The organism is Halomonas sp. FeN2 (assembly GCF_020595105.1).
GTDB classification, from domain to species: Bacteria; Pseudomonadota; Gammaproteobacteria; order Pseudomonadales; family Halomonadaceae; genus Vreelandella; species Vreelandella neptunia.
On sequence record NZ_CP074200.1, the window covers coordinates 281,711 to 300,489 of the forward strand.

19 protein-coding genes are annotated in these 18,779 nt (G+C 55.3%); 14 read left to right on the top strand and 5 right to left on the bottom strand.

Annotated features, from left to right (window positions below; genetic code table 11):
- The first annotated feature begins 276 nt into the window (after nucleotides 1–276).
- The 9 genes from KF947_RS01330 (at nucleotide 277) to KF947_RS01370 (ending at nucleotide 9,627) form a co-directional block, all read left to right on the top strand.
- Nucleotides 277–843, top strand: coding sequence for a YIP1 family protein (locus tag KF947_RS01330; RefSeq protein ID WP_088701535.1), 567 nt, complete (start codon nucleotides 277–279; stop codon nucleotides 841–843).
- A 69-nt stretch (nucleotides 844–912) separates the two neighbouring features.
- On the top strand, nucleotides 913–1,263 hold the full coding sequence (locus KF947_RS01335; protein WP_227405243.1) for a DUF488 domain-containing protein: 351 nt from the start codon (nucleotides 913–915) through the stop codon (nucleotides 1,261–1,263).
- A 321-nt stretch (nucleotides 1,264–1,584) separates the two neighbouring features.
- Complete coding sequence (locus tag KF947_RS01340) at nucleotides 1,585–1,887, top strand: c-type cytochrome (RefSeq protein ID WP_088701537.1); 303 nt, start codon at nucleotides 1,585–1,587, stop codon at nucleotides 1,885–1,887.
- Nucleotides 1,888–1,913: 26 nt separating this feature from the next.
- A complete protein-coding gene (nosR, locus tag KF947_RS01345) occupies nucleotides 1,914–4,061 on the top strand; it encodes a transcriptional regulator NosR (RefSeq protein WP_227405244.1) in 2,148 nt (715 codons plus the stop codon).
- Between the two features lie 17 nt (nucleotides 4,062–4,078).
- Complete coding sequence (gene nosZ / locus KF947_RS01350; protein WP_133732437.1) at nucleotides 4,079–5,956, top strand: TAT-dependent nitrous-oxide reductase; 1,878 nt, start codon at nucleotides 4,079–4,081, stop codon at nucleotides 5,954–5,956.
- A gap of 46 nt (nucleotides 5,957–6,002) precedes the next feature.
- Nucleotides 6,003–7,301, top strand: coding sequence for a nitrous oxide reductase family maturation protein NosD (locus KF947_RS01355; RefSeq protein WP_227405245.1), 1,299 nt, complete (start codon nucleotides 6,003–6,005; stop codon nucleotides 7,299–7,301).
- Nucleotides 7,298–8,230 (top strand): ABC transporter ATP-binding protein, encoded by a 933-nt coding sequence (locus tag KF947_RS01360; RefSeq protein WP_088701541.1) that lies wholly within the window; start codon nucleotides 7,298–7,300, stop codon nucleotides 8,228–8,230. The genes KF947_RS01355 and KF947_RS01360 overlap by 4 nt, the downstream gene beginning before the upstream one ends.
- The gene (locus KF947_RS01365) at nucleotides 8,227–9,051 is read left to right on the top strand and encodes an ABC transporter permease (protein ID WP_227405246.1); all 825 of its coding nucleotides are present in this window, start codon (nucleotides 8,227–8,229) and stop codon (nucleotides 9,049–9,051) included. Before KF947_RS01360 ends, KF947_RS01365 begins: the two co-directional genes overlap by 4 nt.
- A gap of 39 nt (nucleotides 9,052–9,090) precedes the next feature.
- Nucleotides 9,091–9,627, top strand: coding sequence for a nitrous oxide reductase accessory protein NosL (locus KF947_RS01370; RefSeq protein ID WP_227405247.1), 537 nt, complete (start codon nucleotides 9,091–9,093; stop codon nucleotides 9,625–9,627).
- Nucleotides 9,628–9,673: 46 nt separating this feature from the next.
- Here KF947_RS01370 and KF947_RS01375 read toward each other — a convergent pair whose 3' ends face one another.
- The 3 genes from KF947_RS01375 to KF947_RS01385 form a co-directional block, all read right to left on the bottom strand.
- A complete protein-coding gene (locus tag KF947_RS01375; protein ID WP_027959370.1) occupies nucleotides 9,674–10,060 on the bottom strand; it encodes a SirB2 family protein in 387 nt (128 codons plus the stop codon).
- Between the two features lie 11 nt (nucleotides 10,061–10,071).
- Entirely contained in the window at nucleotides 10,072–10,464 is a 393-nt protein-coding gene (locus KF947_RS01380) for a ribonucleotide reductase subunit alpha (RefSeq protein ID WP_088701544.1), read from the bottom strand.
- Nucleotides 10,465–10,546: 82 nt separating this feature from the next.
- Entirely contained in the window at nucleotides 10,547–11,116 is a 570-nt protein-coding gene (locus KF947_RS01385) for a hypothetical protein (RefSeq protein ID WP_227405248.1), read from the bottom strand.
- A 176-nt stretch (nucleotides 11,117–11,292) separates the two neighbouring features.
- Here KF947_RS01385 and KF947_RS01390 point away from each other — a divergent pair, with 176 nt between their 5' ends.
- From KF947_RS01390 to KF947_RS01410, 5 genes are all read left to right on the top strand, one after another.
- The gene (locus KF947_RS01390) at nucleotides 11,293–13,191 is read left to right on the top strand and encodes a type IV pili methyl-accepting chemotaxis transducer N-terminal domain-containing protein (protein WP_041158445.1); all 1,899 of its coding nucleotides are present in this window, start codon (nucleotides 11,293–11,295) and stop codon (nucleotides 13,189–13,191) included.
- The gene (narL, locus tag KF947_RS01395; RefSeq protein ID WP_027959366.1) at nucleotides 13,191–13,859 is read left to right on the top strand and encodes a two-component system response regulator NarL; all 669 of its coding nucleotides are present in this window, start codon (nucleotides 13,191–13,193) and stop codon (nucleotides 13,857–13,859) included. Before KF947_RS01390 ends, narL begins: the two co-directional genes overlap by 1 nt.
- A 238-nt stretch (nucleotides 13,860–14,097) precedes the next feature.
- Nucleotides 14,098–15,690 carry an antiporter gene (locus KF947_RS01400; RefSeq protein WP_227405249.1) on the top strand — a complete coding sequence of 531 codons (1,593 nt, stop codon included), beginning with the start codon at nucleotides 14,098–14,100 and terminating at the stop codon, nucleotides 15,688–15,690.
- Between the two features lie 72 nt (nucleotides 15,691–15,762).
- Nucleotides 15,763–16,221 (top strand): universal stress protein, encoded by a 459-nt coding sequence (locus KF947_RS01405; RefSeq protein WP_035558455.1) that lies wholly within the window; start codon nucleotides 15,763–15,765, stop codon nucleotides 16,219–16,221.
- Between the two features lie 57 nt (nucleotides 16,222–16,278).
- Nucleotides 16,279–17,772, top strand: coding sequence for an MFS transporter (locus tag KF947_RS01410; protein WP_227405250.1), 1,494 nt, complete (start codon nucleotides 16,279–16,281; stop codon nucleotides 17,770–17,772).
- Nucleotides 17,773–17,864: 92 nt separating this feature from the next.
- Here KF947_RS01410 and KF947_RS01415 read toward each other — a convergent pair whose 3' ends face one another.
- Entirely contained in the window at nucleotides 17,865–18,185 is a 321-nt protein-coding gene (locus tag KF947_RS01415; RefSeq protein WP_039858439.1) for a carboxymuconolactone decarboxylase family protein, read from the bottom strand.
- A 159-nt stretch (nucleotides 18,186–18,344) separates the two neighbouring features.
- On the bottom strand, nucleotides 18,345–18,761 hold the full coding sequence (locus KF947_RS01420; RefSeq protein ID WP_039858438.1) for a MarR family winged helix-turn-helix transcriptional regulator: 417 nt from the start codon (nucleotides 18,759–18,761) through the stop codon (nucleotides 18,345–18,347).
- Nucleotides 18,762–18,779: the final 18 nt, after the last annotated feature.

The window sequence follows — 18,779 nt, forward strand, 5'->3', positions numbered from 1 at the left end:
ATTCGAGCCAGAACGCGGCTGGGTTTCTTAATAGTACCTAACCACTCTGTGCGATTTTCACCAGGACATAGCCGTTCTAGAGGTAGGCTGATGCTATGACTTCTCAGATTTCACACGGGCATGTACCACTGCTGCTGATATGGGTTGCACACTCTTAAAACAGAGGGAATCAAGCTTCATACTTGACAAAATACAAACTAGCCTTAATTCTGAATATAATATCACGACATGATATTTTAAGCTCACAACGATCACAACTGACTGCGAGGCTAGACAATGAACCCTCTAACCATTATTCAACTGCCCTTTACCCATTTAGCGGGATGGAAAGACCTCCAGCAACGCCATCCTTCAATCGCCACTCTGGCTTGGTGCATCGTGCTGCCCATGTCATTGTTGCCACCCGTGATGCTCTATTATGCCGGTACACACTACGGAGATATCTTCGCTCCAGGCTTCGCCGATCGGCAGTGGCGCTTCATCACGACCATTCTATTCCTGGCCGAGCTGCTCACCTTCTTTGTAATGGGCTGGCTAATTCACGCGGTGGTCAATAGCGATCGTGATCTCTCAATTAGCTACCACGACGCTTATCTGTTGGCAGCCCTGGCACCTTTGCCACTGTGGTCTGCAGCGATCGCCCTGCTGATCCCCAGCCTGGTGTTCAATGCGCTGGTAGTACTGGTGGCACTGGGCATCTCTTGCAGTTTGGTCTACCACGGGCTGCAGGCTCTGTGTAAACGCTCAGCGAATGACGTAACAACGATGTCTGCTACTTACACCGTTATGGCCGCCGGGGTGCTGGCATGGGGCTTGCTGATGGCTATTGTCTGGGCTTACTAGGATTCAAGTAGAGTGGAACCGACTCACTAGCTAGGCTTTAAAGGAAACTCATTTACTTGCGAGATAGCGATGGATATTGAATTAAAGCGAGCCTATGACTCACCTCAAAGCAAAGATGGTTATCGTGTCCTCGTCGACGGTATCTGGCCGCGCGGGGTGTCCAAGGAGGAAGCCAAAATCGATGAATGGCGCAAGGAGGTCGCCCCAAGCAGCAAACTACGCAAAGCGTTTCATAATGGCTCACTCGACTGGAGTGGCTTCCGCCGTCGCTATCTCAAAGAGTTAACCTCTTATCGCGAGTCTCTTCGTGATCTTGCACAACGTGCCAGGAAAGAGCGAGTTACTCTGGTATTTGCCTCTAAGGAAGAGCGCCGTAACAATGCCGAAGTGCTGCGCCAGTACTTGAACATGTTGAAATAATCCACGCTGTAAAAACATTTCTACATCGCCACACCCCTAGCGCCGTGGTGCATAGCCAAGCGTCTGAAATTCGAGTTGAAATCACAATAACGACTGACGTCATCGCCTACCCACTAAGGGGTAAGCTAATGCTCTGTAGGGGTACGCGAGACTAAAAATGATCCAGATCAACATTAGTCCCCCTTATTTCTTTAAAGTGAACTTCATACCTTTTCTCGTACTGAGAAATCAGTACCCAGCAACTCGTATACCTCAATAAACCACCTTGCCACGTTGCCGAATTGGTAATTTCAACTCAAAAGATGCATAAGGAATACTTCAATGAAAACCCTCGCGTCCATACTGCTGCTAGGCGTTATTACTTCTATTTCGGTTACCGCTCATGCCGATGGCGAAGCCACCTATAACCAAGCCTGCATGGCTTGCCACATGACGGGCGCTGCAGGTGCTCCCATTCGCGGCAATGCCGAACACTGGGAGCCACGCTTAGAAAAAGGCATGGACACCCTGTACGACCACGCGATTAACGGTTTTCAGGCAATGCCGCCGAAAGGAGGCCAATTGGGCTTGAGCGATGACGAAGTGAAAGCTGCCGTCGATCACTTGCTAGAACCGGTTCTATAACGCTCTTGACCCGAAAGGAAACCACGATGTCCCCTGTGGCTTGCCCGCGCCGTCTAACCGGCATCTGGATTAGCTTACTGTTGCTCCTAGCGGTAACACTGCCCGCCCAAGCTATAGAACTGGAGCAGGTACGCGAAGGGTTTCCCACGGCAGAGCGTCTTGAAGCCGCGGATTCACAGTGGCCGGTAAGCCGTGTACTGGACAGCGATGATGAATTGCGCGGCTACGCTTTTGAGAGTGAGGATGTCGCTCCGATCCCCGCCTACTCGGGCAAACCGGTCAATGTACTGGTGGGGATTGATCTGGATGGGCAAATTGTACAGGCCGACGTCCTCAGTCATTCAGAGCCGATCATGCTGGTGGGCATTCCCGAATCGAAGCTAAATAGCTTCGCCGATGAGCACGAATCGGCCCACGTCAATGACAGGCTCAGGGTCGGCGACAATCTTGACGCTATCTCTGGTGCGACGGTGACCGTCATCGTCGTCAGCGACACCATCATGCGCAGCGCCAGGCAAGTGGCCGCTGAACAGCAGCTCATTGCCGACCCCTCCCAGACACCACCGGCACGCGTTCGAGAAGACGTTTTCGCCCCTGCCAACTGGGATGAACTGACCGGCGACGGCACCATTCGCCGTTTGCAACTGACCCATGGCGAGGTCGATGCGAGCTTTATAGGTACGCCCGCCGAAGATTACCTGCGCTCGCCACAGCCCGCCGATAAAACCTTTATCGAGCTGTTTTACACCTACCTCAACCCACCAACCGCTGGCCGCAACCTGCTCGGCGATACTGGCTATGATCAACTAATGGTCGAGCTGAAGGATGGCGAGCACGCTATTGCCGTCATGGGGCGTGGTGACTACTCATTCAAGGGTTCAGGGTATGTGCGCGGCGGCATCTTCGATCGCATCGAGCTTTCACAGGGCAGCACTCGGGTCAGCTTTCATGATCGCGATCACATCCGCCTGGGTGATCTGGCCCTCGAAGGCGCGCCCACACTGGCCGAGCGAGACATCTTCATCGTCCGCGAAGAGGCGGGCTTCGACCCCGGACAACCGTGGCAGCTGGAATTACTGGTTCGCCGCGCTTCTGGCCCCTTGGATACCGAGTTCAGCCGCTTTAGCGCCGACTACAGTGTTCCCGAGGCCTATATAGAACGGCCTGAGCCACCGGTGGAAGAGCCTATCTGGGTACAGGTTTGGCGCGACAAGGCTTTCCAGATCGCTGTGCTATCCGCCGGATTATTGGTGCTCACTGGCATCATGCTGTTCCAGGATGTGCTGGCGCGCCACCCGCGTGTACTGAACCCACTGCGTCTGGGTTTCAAGATATACACCTTAGTATTTATCGGCTGGTACTCGCTGGCCCAGCTATCAGTCGTCAATATCCTTACCTTCACCAACTCGCTGATAAGCGGTTTTAGCTGGTCCTCATTTTTGATCGACCCAATGCTATTTATTCTCTGGTCGTTCGTGGCGGTGAGCCTGCTGCTGTGGGGCCGCGGAGTTTTCTGCGGCTGGCTGTGCCCATTCGGCGCTTTACAAGACCTAGTCAACCAGGTCGCTCGCAAACTAAACGTTAAGCAGATCGAGGTGCCCTTCGGGCTCCATGAGCGCCTATGGGCGATTAAATACATCATTCTGCTGGCCTTGTTCGCAGTCTCGCTACATTCGCTTGGCACCGCGGAACGCTACGCCGAAGTGGAGCCGTTCAAGACCGCAATCACCCTGCGTTTCCAACGTGACTGGGCCTTCGTTATTTATGCTCTTGGACTGGTGGCGATTTCTGCCTTCAACCACAAATTCTACTGCCGCTATCTGTGCCCTTTAGGTGCCGGGTTGGCTATTCCTTCGCGTTTACGCCTGTTCGACTGGCTCAAGCGCCACCGCGGTAGCTGCGGTACCCCGTGCCAAATCTGTGCCAATGAATGCGAAGTGGCCGCTATACACCCGGACGGCCGCATCAATGCCAATGAGTGCCACTACTGTCTCGACTGCCAAGTGACCTACCACGACGACCAGCGTTGCCCGCCCATGGTCAAGCGCCGCAAGCGCTATGAAAAGGCGGCCAATATGTCATCGCGCGGTAATAGCGTTGAGACCCAACGGGATACCGGCGCCAGCGGCAAACAGGCCGCATGGCAACGCATCCCTCTTCACCAGCAAGACTGATCTCAGGGGAATCAAGCATGAGCGATAAAAAAGACCATATTCAGGATATCGGCCGTCGCCATTTCTTGCGCAATACCGCCGTCACCGGAGTTGCCGGGGCGGGCCTGGCCAGTGGTTTTGGCGCAGGTGCGTTACTCAATAGCCGTCAAGTTCAGGCCGCCGGCGCCAACGGTATCGACGTTGCGCCCGGCGAACTCGACGATTACTACGGCTTCTGGAGCGGCGGCCACTCGGGTGAGGTTCGGGTGCTCGGTGTTCCTTCAATGCGCGAACTGATGCGCATCCCGGTGTTCAACGTGGATAGCGCCTCTGGCTGGGGGATCAGCAACGAGTCGAAGCGGATACTCGGCGAGTCGAGCCATTTTCTCAACGGTGACTGCCACCACCCCCATATTTCCATGACCGACGGCAGCTACGACGGCAAGTACCTATTTATCAACGACAAGGCTAACACCCGCGTTGCGCGCATTCGTCTCGATATCATGAAGACGGACAAGGTCACCACCATCCCCAACGTCCAGGCGATTCACGGTTTGCGCCTGCAGAAGGTGCCTTACACCAAGTACGTCTTCGCCAATGCCGAACTGCCGATCCCCCAGATCAATGACGGCCGCGACCTGGAGAACCCCGACAACTACTTCACTATGTTCAACGCTCTCGATGCCGAAAGCATGGACGTGGCCTGGCAGGTGATCGTCGATGGCAACCTTGATAACACCGATGCCGACTACACCGGGCGTTTCGTCGCCTCTACCTGCTACAACTCAGAAAAGGGCATGACTCTGACCGAGACCATGCGCAACGAGCGCGACTGGGTTGTGGTATTCGACGTTGAAGCGATTGAAGCCGCCGTGGCGGCCGGGAACTACAAGACACTGGGTGAATCAAGCGTACCGGTACTGGATGGGCGCAAGGGCTCGCAACTGACACGTTACATCCCGATCCCCAAGAACCCCCATGGCGTGAATACCTCACCGGATGGCAAATATTTCATCGCCAACGGCAAGCTATCCCCCACTTGCTCAATCATCGCCATCGACAAGTTGCCTGAGCTGTTCGACGACAGTATCGAACCGCGCGATACCATTGTGGGTGAACCTGAACTGGGCCTGGGCCCGCTTCACACCACCTACGATGGCCGGGGCAACGCCTATACCACGCTGTTCATCGATAGCCAGGTAGCCAAGTGGAACATTGAGGATGCCATTCGCCACTACAATGGCGAAGACGTCAACTACCTGCGTCAGAAGCTCGATGTCCACTACCAGCCTGGGCATAACCACGCCAGTCTCACCGAATCCCGCGATGCCGACGGCAAGTGGCTGGTAGTGCTGTCGAAGTTTTCCAAAGACCGTTTCCTGCCGGTAGGCCCTCTGCATCCCGAAAACGATCAGTTGATCGACATCTCCGGGGAAGAAATGAAACTGGTGCATGACGGCCCCACTTATGCCGAGCCTCACGACTGTATTCTGGTACGCGCCGACCAGATCAACCCAAGCCGAGTATGGACACGAGACGACCCCTTCTTCGCCGAGACCGTGGCCATGGCCGAGGCAGACGGCGTCAACCTGGAGGGCGAAAGCAAGGTAATCCGCGATGGCAATAAAGTACGCGTGTACATGACCTCCATCGCACCGCAATTTGGCCTGACCGAATTCAAGGTCAAACAGGGCGATGAGGTGACCGTGGTCATCACCAACCTTGACCAGGTCGAGGATCTGACCCACGGCTTCTGCATGGTCAACCACGGTGTGCAGATGGAGATCAGCCCCCAGCAGACCGCTAGCGTCACCTTCACCGCCGACAAGGCCGGGGTGCACTGGTACTACTGCAACTGGTTCTGCCACGCGATGCATATGGAAATGACTGGTCGCATGCTAGTCGAACCCGCCTGACGACAACACGCGGGCCGATTCCTTCGGCCCGCTGCGGGAGAACACCATGAGACGACACCCTGGCTATTTAGGTTGCCTACTGGCGCTGCTATGGCTTTTTTGGCTGCCTAGCGGGGTTTATGCCGCCGACTGGCTCGCCACGCCTGGTGAGCCTTTACAGCCGTTGATCGAACAGACGACCGACGGCGATCAATTGCTGCTGCCTGCAGGACGCTACCCCGGGCGTGTGGTTATTGACCGCACGCTGCATATTAGGGGCGAGTTGCAAGCCATCCTCGATGCAGGAGGCCAAGGCCATGCGGTGGTGCTGGCAGCTCCCGACATTATATTTGAAGGTGTCCGCATTGAAGACTGGGGGGATAACCTGACAAAACTGGAGGCCGCTATTTTTGTCGAGCCCAGCGCTCACGGTAGTACCATCCGCAATAACCAGCTAAACGGGCCTGGCTTCGGCATCTGGCTCGATGCTGTCAATAACGTCAGTGTGATAGGCAATACCATTCGTGGCGATACCCGACTGCGCTCTCAGGATCGCGGCAACGGCATTCACCTTTATAACGTTAGTGACTCAATTATTGAATCCAACGATGTTGCGCAGACTCGCGACGGCATCTATCTCGACAGCAGCCGCCACAACGTGCTGCGCGACAACACCCTGCATGACCTGCGCTATGGCGTGCACTACATGTACTCCTTCGACAATCGTCTTGAAGGCAACCTGACCCAACGAACCCGAACCGGCTACGCCCTGATGCAATCCAAACGCCTGGAAGTCGTTGATAACCGTTCGGAAGCAGACGACAACTACGGCATTTTGATGAACAACATCACCGACTCCCTATTGAGCGGCAACCGAGTCGAAGGCGTCACCCAGCCCCTGGGGGCAGATGGCGAGGGGCGTCTAGCGGGCGGCGACGGCAAGGCACTGTTCGTTTACAACTCGCAGTTCAATCGTATCGAGAATAATCGTTTCGCAGTCAGCGACATCGGCATCCACCTCACCGCCGGTTCAGAGGATAACCAAATGGCGGGCAACGCCTTCATCGCTAATAAGCAGCAAGTCATGTATGTCGCCACCCGTGAGCAGGATTGGTCGGGCAATTACTGGAGCGACTACCTGGGCTGGGATCTTGACGATAACGGTGTCGGCGACACCGCCCATGAACCCAACGACGCCATGGATCATCTTCTCTGGCGCCACCCCTCCGCGCGCCTGTTGATGCAAAGCCCTGCGGTGTTGGCACTGCGCTGGGTGCAACGTCAGTTCCCGGTGTTTCGTCCCCCGGGGGTCAGAGACAGCGCGCCCTTGATGAGCGAGCCCGGCCGAGAAGGAAATGCTCCATGAACCCAGTAATAGAACTACAGCGAGTTACCAAGCGTCACGGGGCGCTGGTGCGACTAGCTGAAATGGATCTCACCATCAAAGAAGGCGAGATGCTCGCCCTGCTGGGGCATAATGGCGCGGGCAAGACGACCATCATGAAACTCATACTGGGCTTAATTGCGCCCAGCTCGGGCCACGTTGACGTCCTCGGTAGCGCTCCTGACGGGCCACATGCCGAACGCCTACGGCGTCAGTTGGGCTATCTACCTGAAAACGTCACCTTCTACGAACAGCTCACCGGGCGTGAAGTGCTCACCTATTTCGCTCGTTTAAAGCGCGCTGACCGCCATCAGGTAACGGTTCTGCTTGAGCGTGTGGGCCTGGTCGAAGCCGCCGACCGTCGCGTTAAAACTTACTCCAAGGGCATGCGCCAGCGCCTTGGCCTGGCCCAGGCTTTATTAGGGTCTCCCCGGCTATTGTTGCTGGATGAACCCACCACCGGCCTTGACCCCGCGGCCACCCGCGATTTTTATCAAGCGGTAAAAGCCCTACGCGACAACGGTTGTACCGTGCTGCTCTCTTCCCATGTACTGCCGGGCATCGAACCCTATATCGACCGCGCCTTGATCCTGGGCAAAGGGCGACGCCTGGCCCTGGGAAGCCTTAAACAGCTGCGTGAAGAAGCACAGCTACCGCTGACGTTTCGTATCCACGGCACATTGCTGGCCATGCAGTCTCAGCTCTGGAAAGCCATGTCCCTTGAGCCTATCCCAATCAATGAGCGCTGTGTGGAGGTCAACGTGCCCGCGGAAAATAAAATGCAGGTACTACGTCAATTAACCACCATGCCAAATATCGACGACATCGAGTTATCACCACCCACCCTTGAGCATCTCTACACGCATTTTTCTACTCGCCCCGCCTCACTGACGCTAGGAGCCAGCGCATGAAGGCCATGTTCATCGTCGCCGCCAAAGAGTTCCAGGATGGCCTGCGCAATCGCTGGGTACTGGCGATCACCGTGATCCTTGCCGTTCTGGCAATGGGTATTGCCTACTTTGGTGCCGCTGCGAGCGGCGGTCTTGGTTTTACTTCACTGGCCACCACCCTGGTCAGTTTATCAACTCTAGCCGTTTTTCTGATCCCCTTAATCGCGCTGATGCTCGCCTACGACGCCGTTGTCGGTGAGCAGGAGGCCGGCACGCTACTACTGCTACTCACCTACCCTATAAGTCGTTCGGCGCTGCTGTTTGGTAAGTTCTTCGGCCATGGGATGATTCTGGCCGTCGCTACGCTACTCGGTTTTGGTATCGCAGGTATGGTTATCGCGTTGGGCGCTGAAGGCGTACCGCTTAGCGAGCTAAGCGTCGGCTTAGCTCGCTTGATCGCCAGCAGTGTGCTTTTGGGCTGGGTTTTTTTGGCCTTTGCCTACCTGATCAGCGTAACGGTCAGCGAAAAGGCACGAGCCGCCGGGCTGGCATTGGGGGGGTGGTTTCTGTTCGTGCTGGTATTTGATCTAGTACTGCTGGCCCTACTGGTTGGCGTCAAGCAGGGGGGCGATTGGCTCCCCTACCTGATGCTGCTCAATCCCACCGACAGTTTTCGCTTGATCAACCTGTCGGGCTTCGATAGCACACAGCTAGAAAGCGGTATCGCGGCTATCGCACAGCAAGGCGCGTTCCATTCTGCCTGGCCGCCCCTGGCAATGCTGGTTTGGATCGTAGTGCCCCTGCTATTGGCCGTCCGTCGCTTCCATCGTCATACCGCTTAACATCATCTCTTAACATCATTTTATTAACGAGGATTGACCATGCCCGCCCTGCTGCCCACGCTAGCCCTTATTATTTTGCTCATGACCGGTTGCAACAATGCCACTGACAGCGCCGAAAGGATGCCGCCTCAGCCTATTAGCGGCGATGACATCTGCCATGTATGCGGTATGTTTATCACCGAATTCGAAGGCCCCAAAGGTCAGGCATTTATGCAAAGCCACAGTGACGCGCGTAAGTTCTGCTCCACGCTGGAGATGTTCGTTTTCCTCCAGCAGCCCGAAAATCAGACCCAGCTGCGCCACGCCTATGTACATGATGTCGGCGTGACACCCTGGGAAGCACCTAAAGACGATGCCTTTATCCCTGCAGCAGACGCTTGGTATGTGGTCAGCCATGATCGGCGCGGCAGCATGGGCCACAACCTTGCGCCGTTCTCCAGCCATGAGCATGCCGAGCAGTTCGTCGTAGTTCATGGTGGCGAGATAATCACCTATGACGATATCGACCTGGAATTGCTCGCCCGGCTCGGGCGCCACGAAGGGAGCGGCCATGCCGCCCACTCAATGGCACAATAAAAGTGAGGAGTGAGGAGTGAGGAGTGAAGCAGAAAGTAACCGCAATTCAGGCTAGCCAGGAAAGCGGGCTGTGATGTATGGCAGCCCCCACCATATAGGCGAATATGGCAACCGCCACTAACGCAGCAACAGCACGTGCCCTTGGCGTTGCACCGCGCTTAATCGCAATGGTGCCAATACCGATATAGGCCAGCAGCGCCAGTAGCTTGGCGCCAAGCCAAGGAAGCTGCCAGGGCCATACGGAAAGCAATACCATCAAAGTCACCCCCAGCCCCAACAGAGCCGTATCAATAAGATGAGGCAATACCTTGACCCAACGGGCGTTGAGTCGCGGGCTTTCCTGCACCGACCACCAGGCGCGCACTATGAAGAGCGTGATGCTCAGCGCAGCGGCCGTCATGTGCAGGTGCTTGATGAGGAAATAGTGCTCCATGGTAACCGTCCCTAGGCGACGTTAACCGCATTGCCGTGATGATCGAAGGCAAGATAGGCGGTGATATTACCCATTTGCAGCGACTCCATCATACGCTGGAGCTGCCGTTCAACCTCAGCGTCATCTTTTGGGTCGTCCATGGCAGCTGTGAACACTAGATCCCATTCGATCTCGGTACGGCGTGACTCCTCAACCAACGCAGCCATGCTGGTCAATTCCTCCGTCGACTTATCTACGCATACCACAGGCACCAACACACCCCCTTCACCCTGTTCGAAGCGACGACGCTGGTCAGCATCAGGGAAATCGGGCAGCTCTGCGCGAACGAACACAAACAGCAGGCGCTGGGGCTTAGGTTGTTTACGCGCTTCCTGCAGTAAATCGGCAAATGTCGCTATGGTCATAAAATGGGCCTTATCGCTAGTGGTTTAGAATCAGAAGGTGAGAGAGTAGGTAAGAATGAACAGGTGAGACTCATAGGCGGCTTTACTCGGGTGACTCTACGAAAAGCCACAGCAGCAGCATTACCATAAACAGAGGGATCAACAGACTAAGTGGCGCCGCGCGCCAACCATAGGCTTGGACTACCAGAGGCGCCATCCGCAAGGAAAACCCTACCCCCGCCGCTAAAGCCAGAAAAAGGGCGACACAAAGACTCACCCAACGACCAGGCATCCAGCCTTTGGCGTGGGCTATGCCAGTGGTAATCACCGCACCTCCCAGTCCAAGCCCAGCCCCAACCAACAAAAACTCCCACGGCTGGCTAGCCATCCCAAACCCGCCCAGCGCCAACGCTAGCCCCAGTAATAGCCATTGCATCAAGCGGCAGGTGTCTCCCCGCTTGGCGATAAACCAAGCCGGCCAAGCCAACAGCACACCGCTACTCAACGGTACCAGCACATAGAGGGGTTGTTTTGCGAGCAGGGCATAAAGTGTCCAGCCAGCCACTGCTAAAGCGCTTGCCAGCGGCATCAGCAGCATGGCTACTAGCAACTGATAACCATTTACAGGCTGCTTTGATGTCTCCAACGCGGGAGGCGGCACAGATGATGGCATGGCGTTTCCCAGCGAGGGTATAAAGACATCGGAAGACATGTAAGAATTGTCTGTAAATACTGGGCGTAGGTCAAAAAACATCGGAGGTAGGTCGGCTAACCCCAAAGGAATAGCCCTCGTATCGAAATGCAGACAGTGCCACACTCCCTTACCTCTTCCGCGCTATCGGAAATGCCATGAAATTACTTCAGCGCTCCCTGGTTGCTCGCATCATTGCGTCCTTACTTGCCATTAGCGGGATGGCACTCATCAGCATCACCCTGACCATGGCAATGTCTAACAGCAGCCGTGGCGATGCTGCCGCGATTAATGTCGCTGGCTCACTACGCATGAATGCCTATCAAATCATGGGGGCATTGCAACGCCTGGAGTATGCTCCAGAGGAGACAAGCGCAGAACAGCTCGAAGGACTGATTTCGAGCTTCGATCAACGTTTGTATGGCACAACGCTTCAACAAACGATCCCCATTGATGATCGTCACGAGCGCCGCCGTCAACTGGAAAAACTTCAGATCTACTGGCAGCACACGCTTCGTCCGGCACTAGAGGCACCGTCCCCAGCCACTGCGCTTGACCTCGATACGCTAGAAATGATGATCGTGGCGATGGTCAATGACATTGAAGTGCTGGTGACCTATTTGGAAGAGAGCACGGAGGCCAAGGTGCGGCTACTGGGGATGATGCAAGTACTCTTTCTGGTACTGATCGCTATAGTGGTCTCGATCGCCCTCTACGATGTTCGCTTCAATCTGGTAGTCCCTTTGCGTCAACTGATGGTTCTTGCCCGCGAGGCGGCACAGCGTAACTTCAAGCCACGCTCCGAACTCCGCGGCAGCGACGAGTTGGCTCTGTTGGGCCATACCTTTAACAAGATGTCTGCGGAGCTGGCAACAAGCTACGCCGCATTGGAAGACAAGGTGTCGCGCAAGAAGCAGGAGCTTGAACGCAGTAATCAGGCACTGCGGGTAATGCACGATGCCAGCCGCTCGCTGTATGGGGGCGGTAATGATCTCTGCTCTAGCGCAGCGCCCATGTTACGCGAACTGGAAAAGCTGCTGGATATCGGGCCGATACGGCTTTCTCTCAACGATCCTTTCGACCAACGGGAAATGCCGGTTTTAGAAACCCACTCGCGAACCCGACCAGAGTATTGTCGTGACCAGGAGTGTCACGCTTGCCTGATCGATCCTCGCCCCTTGGAGATGGTGTCCAATAACCAGTCACAGTGCTTACTGCTACCGATTAGCGTAGGCGATACGCTGCTAGGCACCCTGGAAGTGTGGTATCCCCAGGAGCGCCTCAACGATAGCACCCGTCGGCTGCTCACCATGTTAGCCGACCAGCTCGCCACGGCGGTGTACCTGCAGCGACGTATCGAGGAGCAGCAGCACGTTACGCTGATCAACGAGCGAACCATCATTGCGCGGGAACTTCACGACTCTCTAGCCCAATCGCTCTCTTATCTCAAAATGCAGGTCGCTCGACTCGAACGCATGCAGCAAAAAGAAGCCACCCGAGAGATGCAGTCTGCGGTATTCGACGAGCTGCGTACCGGCCTAAACAGCGCCTATCGTCAGCTACGTGAGCTGCTCACTACCTTCCGGCTCAAACTAGAGGGGCCGGGGCTGCAATTTGCCTTACGCCAGACCGTCGATGAGTTTAGCCAGCGCATGGAGGTAACGGTCGAGCTTGAGTACGATGTGCCGCCTTACCTACTTAACCCCAATGAAGAAATTCACGTGCTGCAGATCATTCGCGAGGCGCTGGCCAATACCCACAAGCACGCCCAAGCCCACTGGGCTGGAGTCACTGTGCGCTTCGCCGATGCTCGCCTGCTAGTGCGTATTGAGGATGACGGCATAGGCCTGGAAGACGATAGCTCGCCACCTATGCACTACGGTTTGGTGATCATACGCGACCGAACCACTACCCTGAACGGGGAGCTGAGTATCACCAATCGTCCCACAGGGGGGGCCAGCATTGAGATAGTCTTCACCCCGTTGACCGCTCGCTTAATTCAGCAGCAGCCTGTGACGGCTGCCTCCGACTCTCACTTAGGTACAGGGACTTCTTAATGACGCTGACCACAGCCAACGATACACCCGCCAGCCTGATGATTATTGATGACCACCCGCTACTCCGGCGTGGCGTCGCTCAGCTGCTTGAGCTAGAGGACGATCTTGAACTGGTTGGCGAGACGGGCGACCCTGAAGAAGGCATTGCACTGGCCCTCAAACTTGAGCCTGACCTGGTTTTACTGGATTTAAACATGCCGGGCGTCAATGGCTTAGAAGCCTTGCGCCGCCTACGGGAAGCCAACTATAGCGGCCGTGTGGTGATGTTCACTGTTTCCGACCATGAGGATGATGTTGTCGCCGCACTGCGCAACGGTGCTGACGGTTACCTGTTAAAGGATATGGAGCCTGAAGACATGGTTCGCCAACTGCGTCAGGCTGCTTTGGGGCGCATGGTCATCAGCGAAAGCCTGACCGCCCTACTCGCTGAAGCCCTGCGTAATCAGCGCAATGCCCCCACCACCCCGGATATTCATAGCCTAACGCAGCGTGAACGCGAAATTCTGCAACAGCTTGCTGGCGGACTCTCCAACAAGCTCATCGCACGCAAGCTGGATATTACCGAAGGCACGGTCAAGGTTCACGTCAAGCATCTGCTCAAAAAGCTTAACTTACGCTCGCGTGTCGAAGCCGCCGTCTGGGCAGTCCAGGAAGGTATCGATCACTAATCGATTCTGTGTGGTTACCTCTAAAGACTCCCAGAATACTTTTGCTCTGACCCGCCTTTACCTCCTCTCGATTTTTTCTGTTTAAAATCAATGAATCCAGGCTTTTCAGCGACTACCTCTCAAGAGGTATGTCGCTGTTTTTCATGCTATTTCCACCTATTCCCCAATTTCTTCCCCCAGCGTATCTTGCTTTCTAACTGCTAGATGCAGACAGGTTTGATGCCAAGGGGAAATCGCCATGAGCAAGAGAAATGCCGACATTGAGAAATGGAATGTCGAAGACGCCCAATTCTGGGAACAGGAAGGCAAGCACATTGCCAACCGCAATCTATGGATATCCATCCCCAGCCTGCTGATGGGCTTTGCTGTCTGGATGATGTGGGGAATGATTACCACCCAGATGCAGAACCTGGGTTTTTCGTTCACGGTTAACCAGCTATTTTCACTGACGGCGCTTGCCGGTCTAGCAGGTGCCACCCTGCGCATCCCAGCATCGTTCATGATCCGCATCGCTGGCGGGAGGAACACCATATTCCTGACCACCGCGCTATTGATGATCCCCGCAGCCGGCACTGGTATCGCCTTGATGAACCCAGGCACGCCGTTCTGGGTATTCCAGGCATTGGCGCTACTTTCAGGTATCGGTGGCGGTAACTTCGCTTGTTCAATGAGCAACATTTCCACTTTTTATCCCAGCAAGCAGCAAGGTTACGCCCTGGGCATGAATGCAGGCCTGGGTAATTTCGGCGTCACGACCATGCAAATTGTCATCCCGCTGGTAATGACCGTCGGCATTTTCGGCGCTATAGCCGGTTCGCCGATGGAATTGCAAAGCGCTAGCGGTACGCTGATCGGCAGAATCGAAGCAGGTACCGATACCTGGATCCAGAATGCTGGCTTTATCTGGCTTGTATTCCTGGTTCCATTAGCGTTCGCCGGTTGGTTCGGTATGAACAATCTTCGCACTATTACGCCCAACCCTGGTTCGCCGCTGGCAGCTTTCAGCAAAATATTAGGCCTCTACGGCGTCGGCATGGTAACTGCCATCGTCGGCATGCTGGCTCTCAGTTGGCTTAATATGTGGGTTGCCTTGCCGCTAACCATTGTTCTGACTCTGGTGTTGTTGCGCCTGATTCCTGGCGACATCAAGCCCAATATCCAGAAGCAGTTCGCGATATTTTCCAATAAGCACACTTGGTCAATGACCATCCTCTACATTCTGACCTTCGGCTCCTTTATCGGCTTCTCTGCAGCCCTGCCGCTCTCCATCAACGTCATCTTCGGCAACATGATGGAAGCCACTGCCGATGGCACGCTAATTCGCGTGGCCAACCCAGAGGCGCCCAGCGCTTTAACCTGGGCCTGGATAGGCCCCTTCGTGGGCGCCCTGATCCGTCCGCTGGGCGGATGGATCTCCGACAAAGTGGGTGGCTCCATCGTCACCCAAATAATCTCTGCGGTCATGGTGGTCGCCTCTATCGCCACCGGCTACGTGATGATGCAGGCCTATAACGCCACCGATCCAAATCAACTCTTCTGGCTGTTCCTGCTGCTATTCATCGTGTTATTCGCCGCCAGTGGTATCGGCAACGGCTCTACCTTCCGCAGCATCGGGGTTATTTTCGACCAGCAGCAGAAAGGCCCGGTACTTGGCTGGACCTCAGCCGTCGCTGCCTATGGCGCCTTCATCGCCCCGCGGGTAATGGGCGAGCAAATCCAGGCCGGCACACCGGAGCTTGCCATGTACGGCTTTGCGGTCTTCTACGCCATCTGCCTGGTCATCAACTGGTGGTTCTACCTACGCAAAGGTGCCTACGTTAAGAACCCCTAAATAGGGCTTGCTTGTTTATGCCCGGAGCCAAGCTCCGGGTCTTCACCCCCTACCCCAATGTGGGAGGACACCATGAAAATCATGATCGCCTATGACGGTTCGCGAAACGCCAAGCTGGCTCTCGCTCAGGTCGTCAATATGTTCCGCTGCAACCAACCTCTGCTGGTACTGGTCGGCGTGGTGGAGAATCCACTCGACGCTACCGATAACAACGAGGCGCTTTTTCAGCAGGAGCACGATGAGGTTAAACAACACCTTCAAGAGGGTGTGGCATTCGCCATCGGCGAGGGCTTCCAGGCCGAGCAGCTTCTCGCCGAGGGGGATGCACGCAAGATGCTGCTGCAGGCCACTCGCAAACTCTCGCCAGACCTACTGGTGATTGCCCGCCATAGCCATCAGCCGGACGGCGGCATTATCGCCAAGTCGTTGACTTATTTCGTCGATGAACTCGACTACATGACTTTCGGCAGCGTCAGCTCGTTCCTGGCCCGGCGCGCCGAGTGTCCCTTGTTGATCCTACCCAGCCCTTGAGCAGCCTCTACACCTCCTTTGGTACAGCCCACCTTTGGGACACAGGACGATACGACCATGAAAGTTTCCGCTGTATTCAAGTTTCGCAGCCCCGAAATTCGGGCCTTGCACCTGACCTGGATTGCCTTCTTTATTACCTTTTACGTGTGGTTCAACATGGCGCCGCTCGCGTCGAGCATGCTCAAGAGCGTCGACTGGCTGACCACGGATGATCTCAAACTATTCGCCATCTGCAACGTCGCCTTGACCATTCCTGCCCGCATCATCGTTGGCATGGCGCTGGATCGATTCGGCCCGCGACGGGTGTTCTCAGTGCTTATGGTAACTATGTCACTACCGGCACTGGCGTTTGCTTTCGGTAACAGCATGACGCAGCTGTTGGTGGCGCGCTTAGTACTGAGTTCGATTGGTGCCAGCTTCGTGGTCGGTATACACATGACGGCGCTGTGGTTCAAGCCGAAAGACATCGGCTTCGCTGAAGGCTTCTACGCTGGCTGGGGTAACTTCGGCTCTGCCGTAGCGGCCATGTCGCTGCCAACCATCGCCCTGAGTATGTACGGCGGCCCCGATGGCTGGCGCTGGGCAATCGCCCAGAGTGCTATCGTGATGGCCGCTTACGGTGTTTACTACTGGTTCGCGATTACCGATGGCCCGGATGCTCAGGCCCACCGCAAGCCACGCAAGACCGCCGCCATGGAAGTGAGCTCCTGGGGCGACATGATCAAGCTGATCATCTGGACCATCCCGCTGGTCGGCGTACTCGCCATCCTGGTCTGGCGTATCCAGTATATGGGCTATTTATCAGTTACTGGGGCGGTCATCGCCTATCTCGTCATTGTGGCGATCGTTATTTATCAGATCGTACAGATCCTGCGGGTCAACCTGCCAATCCTGCGTAAGGGGGTGCCCGAAGATGATAAATACTCGTTCAACAGTGTGGCGGCGCTTAACAGCACCTATTTTGCCAACTTCGGCGCTGAACTCGCAGTGGTATCGATGCTGCCCATGTTCTTTGAGGAGACCTGGGGCCTGAATGCCGCTACGGCCGGCCTGATCGCTGCGTCATTCGCGTTCGTCAATCTGGTGGCGCGCCCCATGGGCGGCATGGTTTCCGACCGCATGGGTAACCGGCGCTTTGTGATGCTGTGCTACATGTTTGGGATTAGCGTTGGGTTCTTGCTAATGGCCATGCTCAATTCGAGTTGGCCACTCATTCTGGCCATTGCTGTGACCATCGGCACCTCGATTTTCGTGCAAGGGGCTGAGGGGGCAACCTTCGGTATCATTCCCTCCATCAAGCGCCGCATCACTGGTCAAATCTCGGGCATGGCGGGCGCTTACGGTAATGTTGGCGCGGTGGTTTACCTCACCATCTTTACGTTTGTCACACCGTCGCAGTTCTTCTACATCATCGCGACCGGCGCCTTCATTAGTTGGGTTATCTGCCTAGTGTGGCTCAAGGAGCCAGAAGGCGCTTTCGATGACGAATACTACGTCTCTTCAGTCGATAGAGACATCGAAGAACAGGCTCTTCAGAACGCCAAGCACTGAACGGTCAGAATATCTGTAGCATCACGGCACTGTTCGCGTCGATTGGATCCGGACAGTGCCTCTAGATTCAGAAGAGCGCCCCCAGAGCGCCCTTAATCAGGATCCGTGATGTCCTCAATCCAGGTTAAGGCCGCCACAGCAGTCGGAAATCCGGTGGTAGGAATCGCTAACATGGCTACTTGTTTCAGTTCCTCGGCACTCACTCCCTCCTCCAAGGCACGACGCACATGGGAGTGAACGGCCCCTTCGGAGCGTGCCCCTATGGCCAGCGAGAGTTTTATCAAGCGTCGGCTACGTTCATCAAGCGGCCCAGCTTCAGCACAGGCTTTGCCCAAAGCGGCATAAGCTTCCCATATCTCAGGATACTGGTTTGCGACATCTCCAGCTCCAGAAGGCAAATCATGCTTTGTCATAGTGCAATACCTTAACGATAAATTGAAGTTCACAGTATAGAAGTACAGCAACTAAATGCCACACACCACACTTAAGAGCTAAACACAGCAATCGAACCAAGCATTATTAATGAGGACATTCGATGTATATTGGCTATATCCAACTTCTTAAGCTCTGCATTAAGTGGACTTATGCCAACCCGGAAATGGCGTCTCTTCCTGCAAATGACGCAACTCAGGTTGATGAGCTTCAGCGATTTGCGTTACCCGATTCACGCCCTCTTCCAATAAATGCACTTCTATTTGGCGGCGATCCTCACGCCCTTGCCGCCGCACAACCAATGATAGCTGCTCACAGCGATCAACTAGCGCCACCACCCCATGATGTTTTGATTGAAGCCGTTCCGCTAGCTCCCCCACCGTCGCCCAGTCTCTTCCATGGAAACCACGAAGATGTAGCAATAGTTGATACTGCAAGGGCGTCAGCCCATAGCGGCGACAGATATCTTCACTATGGCGAAGAAAGCAACGCAACCGGTAACGAAATTGCGACAGCCGCTCAAAGTCGCTTTTATCAAGTGTCTGAGGGTTATTCATTTTTCCAATTCTCTTTAC

Bases quoted from the DNA above. Each gene is read 5' to 3' on its own strand.
- KF947_RS01420 (WP_039858438.1), bottom strand. From the start codon at position 18,761: ATGAATAACCCTCAGACACTTGATAAAAGCGACTTTGAGCGGCTGTCG.
- nosR (WP_227405244.1), top strand. From the start codon at position 1,914: ATGTCCCCTGTGGCTTGCCCGCGCCGTCTAACCGGCATCTGGATTAGC.
- KF947_RS01375 (WP_027959370.1), bottom strand. From the start codon at position 10,060: ATGGAGCACTATTTCCTCATCAAGCACCTGCACATGACGGCCGCTGCG.
- KF947_RS01340 (WP_088701537.1), top strand. From the start codon at position 1,585: ATGAAAACCCTCGCGTCCATACTGCTGCTAGGCGTTATTACTTCTATT.
- KF947_RS01335 (WP_227405243.1), top strand. From the start codon at position 913: ATGGATATTGAATTAAAGCGAGCCTATGACTCACCTCAAAGCAAAGAT.
- KF947_RS01410 (WP_227405250.1), top strand. From the start codon at position 16,279: ATGAAAGTTTCCGCTGTATTCAAGTTTCGCAGCCCCGAAATTCGGGCC.
- KF947_RS01400 (WP_227405249.1), top strand. From the start codon at position 14,098: ATGAGCAAGAGAAATGCCGACATTGAGAAATGGAATGTCGAAGACGCC.
- KF947_RS01380 (WP_088701544.1), bottom strand. From the start codon at position 10,464: ATGACCATAGCGACATTTGCCGATTTACTGCAGGAAGCGCGTAAACAA.
- KF947_RS01415 (WP_039858439.1), bottom strand. From the start codon at position 18,185: ATGACAAAGCATGATTTGCCTTCTGGAGCTGGAGATGTCGCAAACCAG.
- KF947_RS01390 (WP_041158445.1), top strand. From the start codon at position 11,293: ATGAAATTACTTCAGCGCTCCCTGGTTGCTCGCATCATTGCGTCCTTA.
- narL (WP_027959366.1), top strand. From the start codon at position 13,191: ATGACGCTGACCACAGCCAACGATACACCCGCCAGCCTGATGATTATT.
- nosZ (WP_133732437.1), top strand. From the start codon at position 4,079: ATGAGCGATAAAAAAGACCATATTCAGGATATCGGCCGTCGCCATTTC.
- KF947_RS01355 (WP_227405245.1), top strand. From the start codon at position 6,003: ATGAGACGACACCCTGGCTATTTAGGTTGCCTACTGGCGCTGCTATGG.
- KF947_RS01385 (WP_227405248.1), bottom strand. From the start codon at position 11,116: ATGCCATCATCTGTGCCGCCTCCCGCGTTGGAGACATCAAAGCAGCCT.
- KF947_RS01405 (WP_035558455.1), top strand. From the start codon at position 15,763: ATGAAAATCATGATCGCCTATGACGGTTCGCGAAACGCCAAGCTGGCT.
- KF947_RS01370 (WP_227405247.1), top strand. From the start codon at position 9,091: ATGCCCGCCCTGCTGCCCACGCTAGCCCTTATTATTTTGCTCATGACC.
- KF947_RS01365 (WP_227405246.1), top strand. From the start codon at position 8,227: ATGAAGGCCATGTTCATCGTCGCCGCCAAAGAGTTCCAGGATGGCCTG.
- KF947_RS01360 (WP_088701541.1), top strand. From the start codon at position 7,298: ATGAACCCAGTAATAGAACTACAGCGAGTTACCAAGCGTCACGGGGCG.
- KF947_RS01330 (WP_088701535.1), top strand. From the start codon at position 277: ATGAACCCTCTAACCATTATTCAACTGCCCTTTACCCATTTAGCGGGA.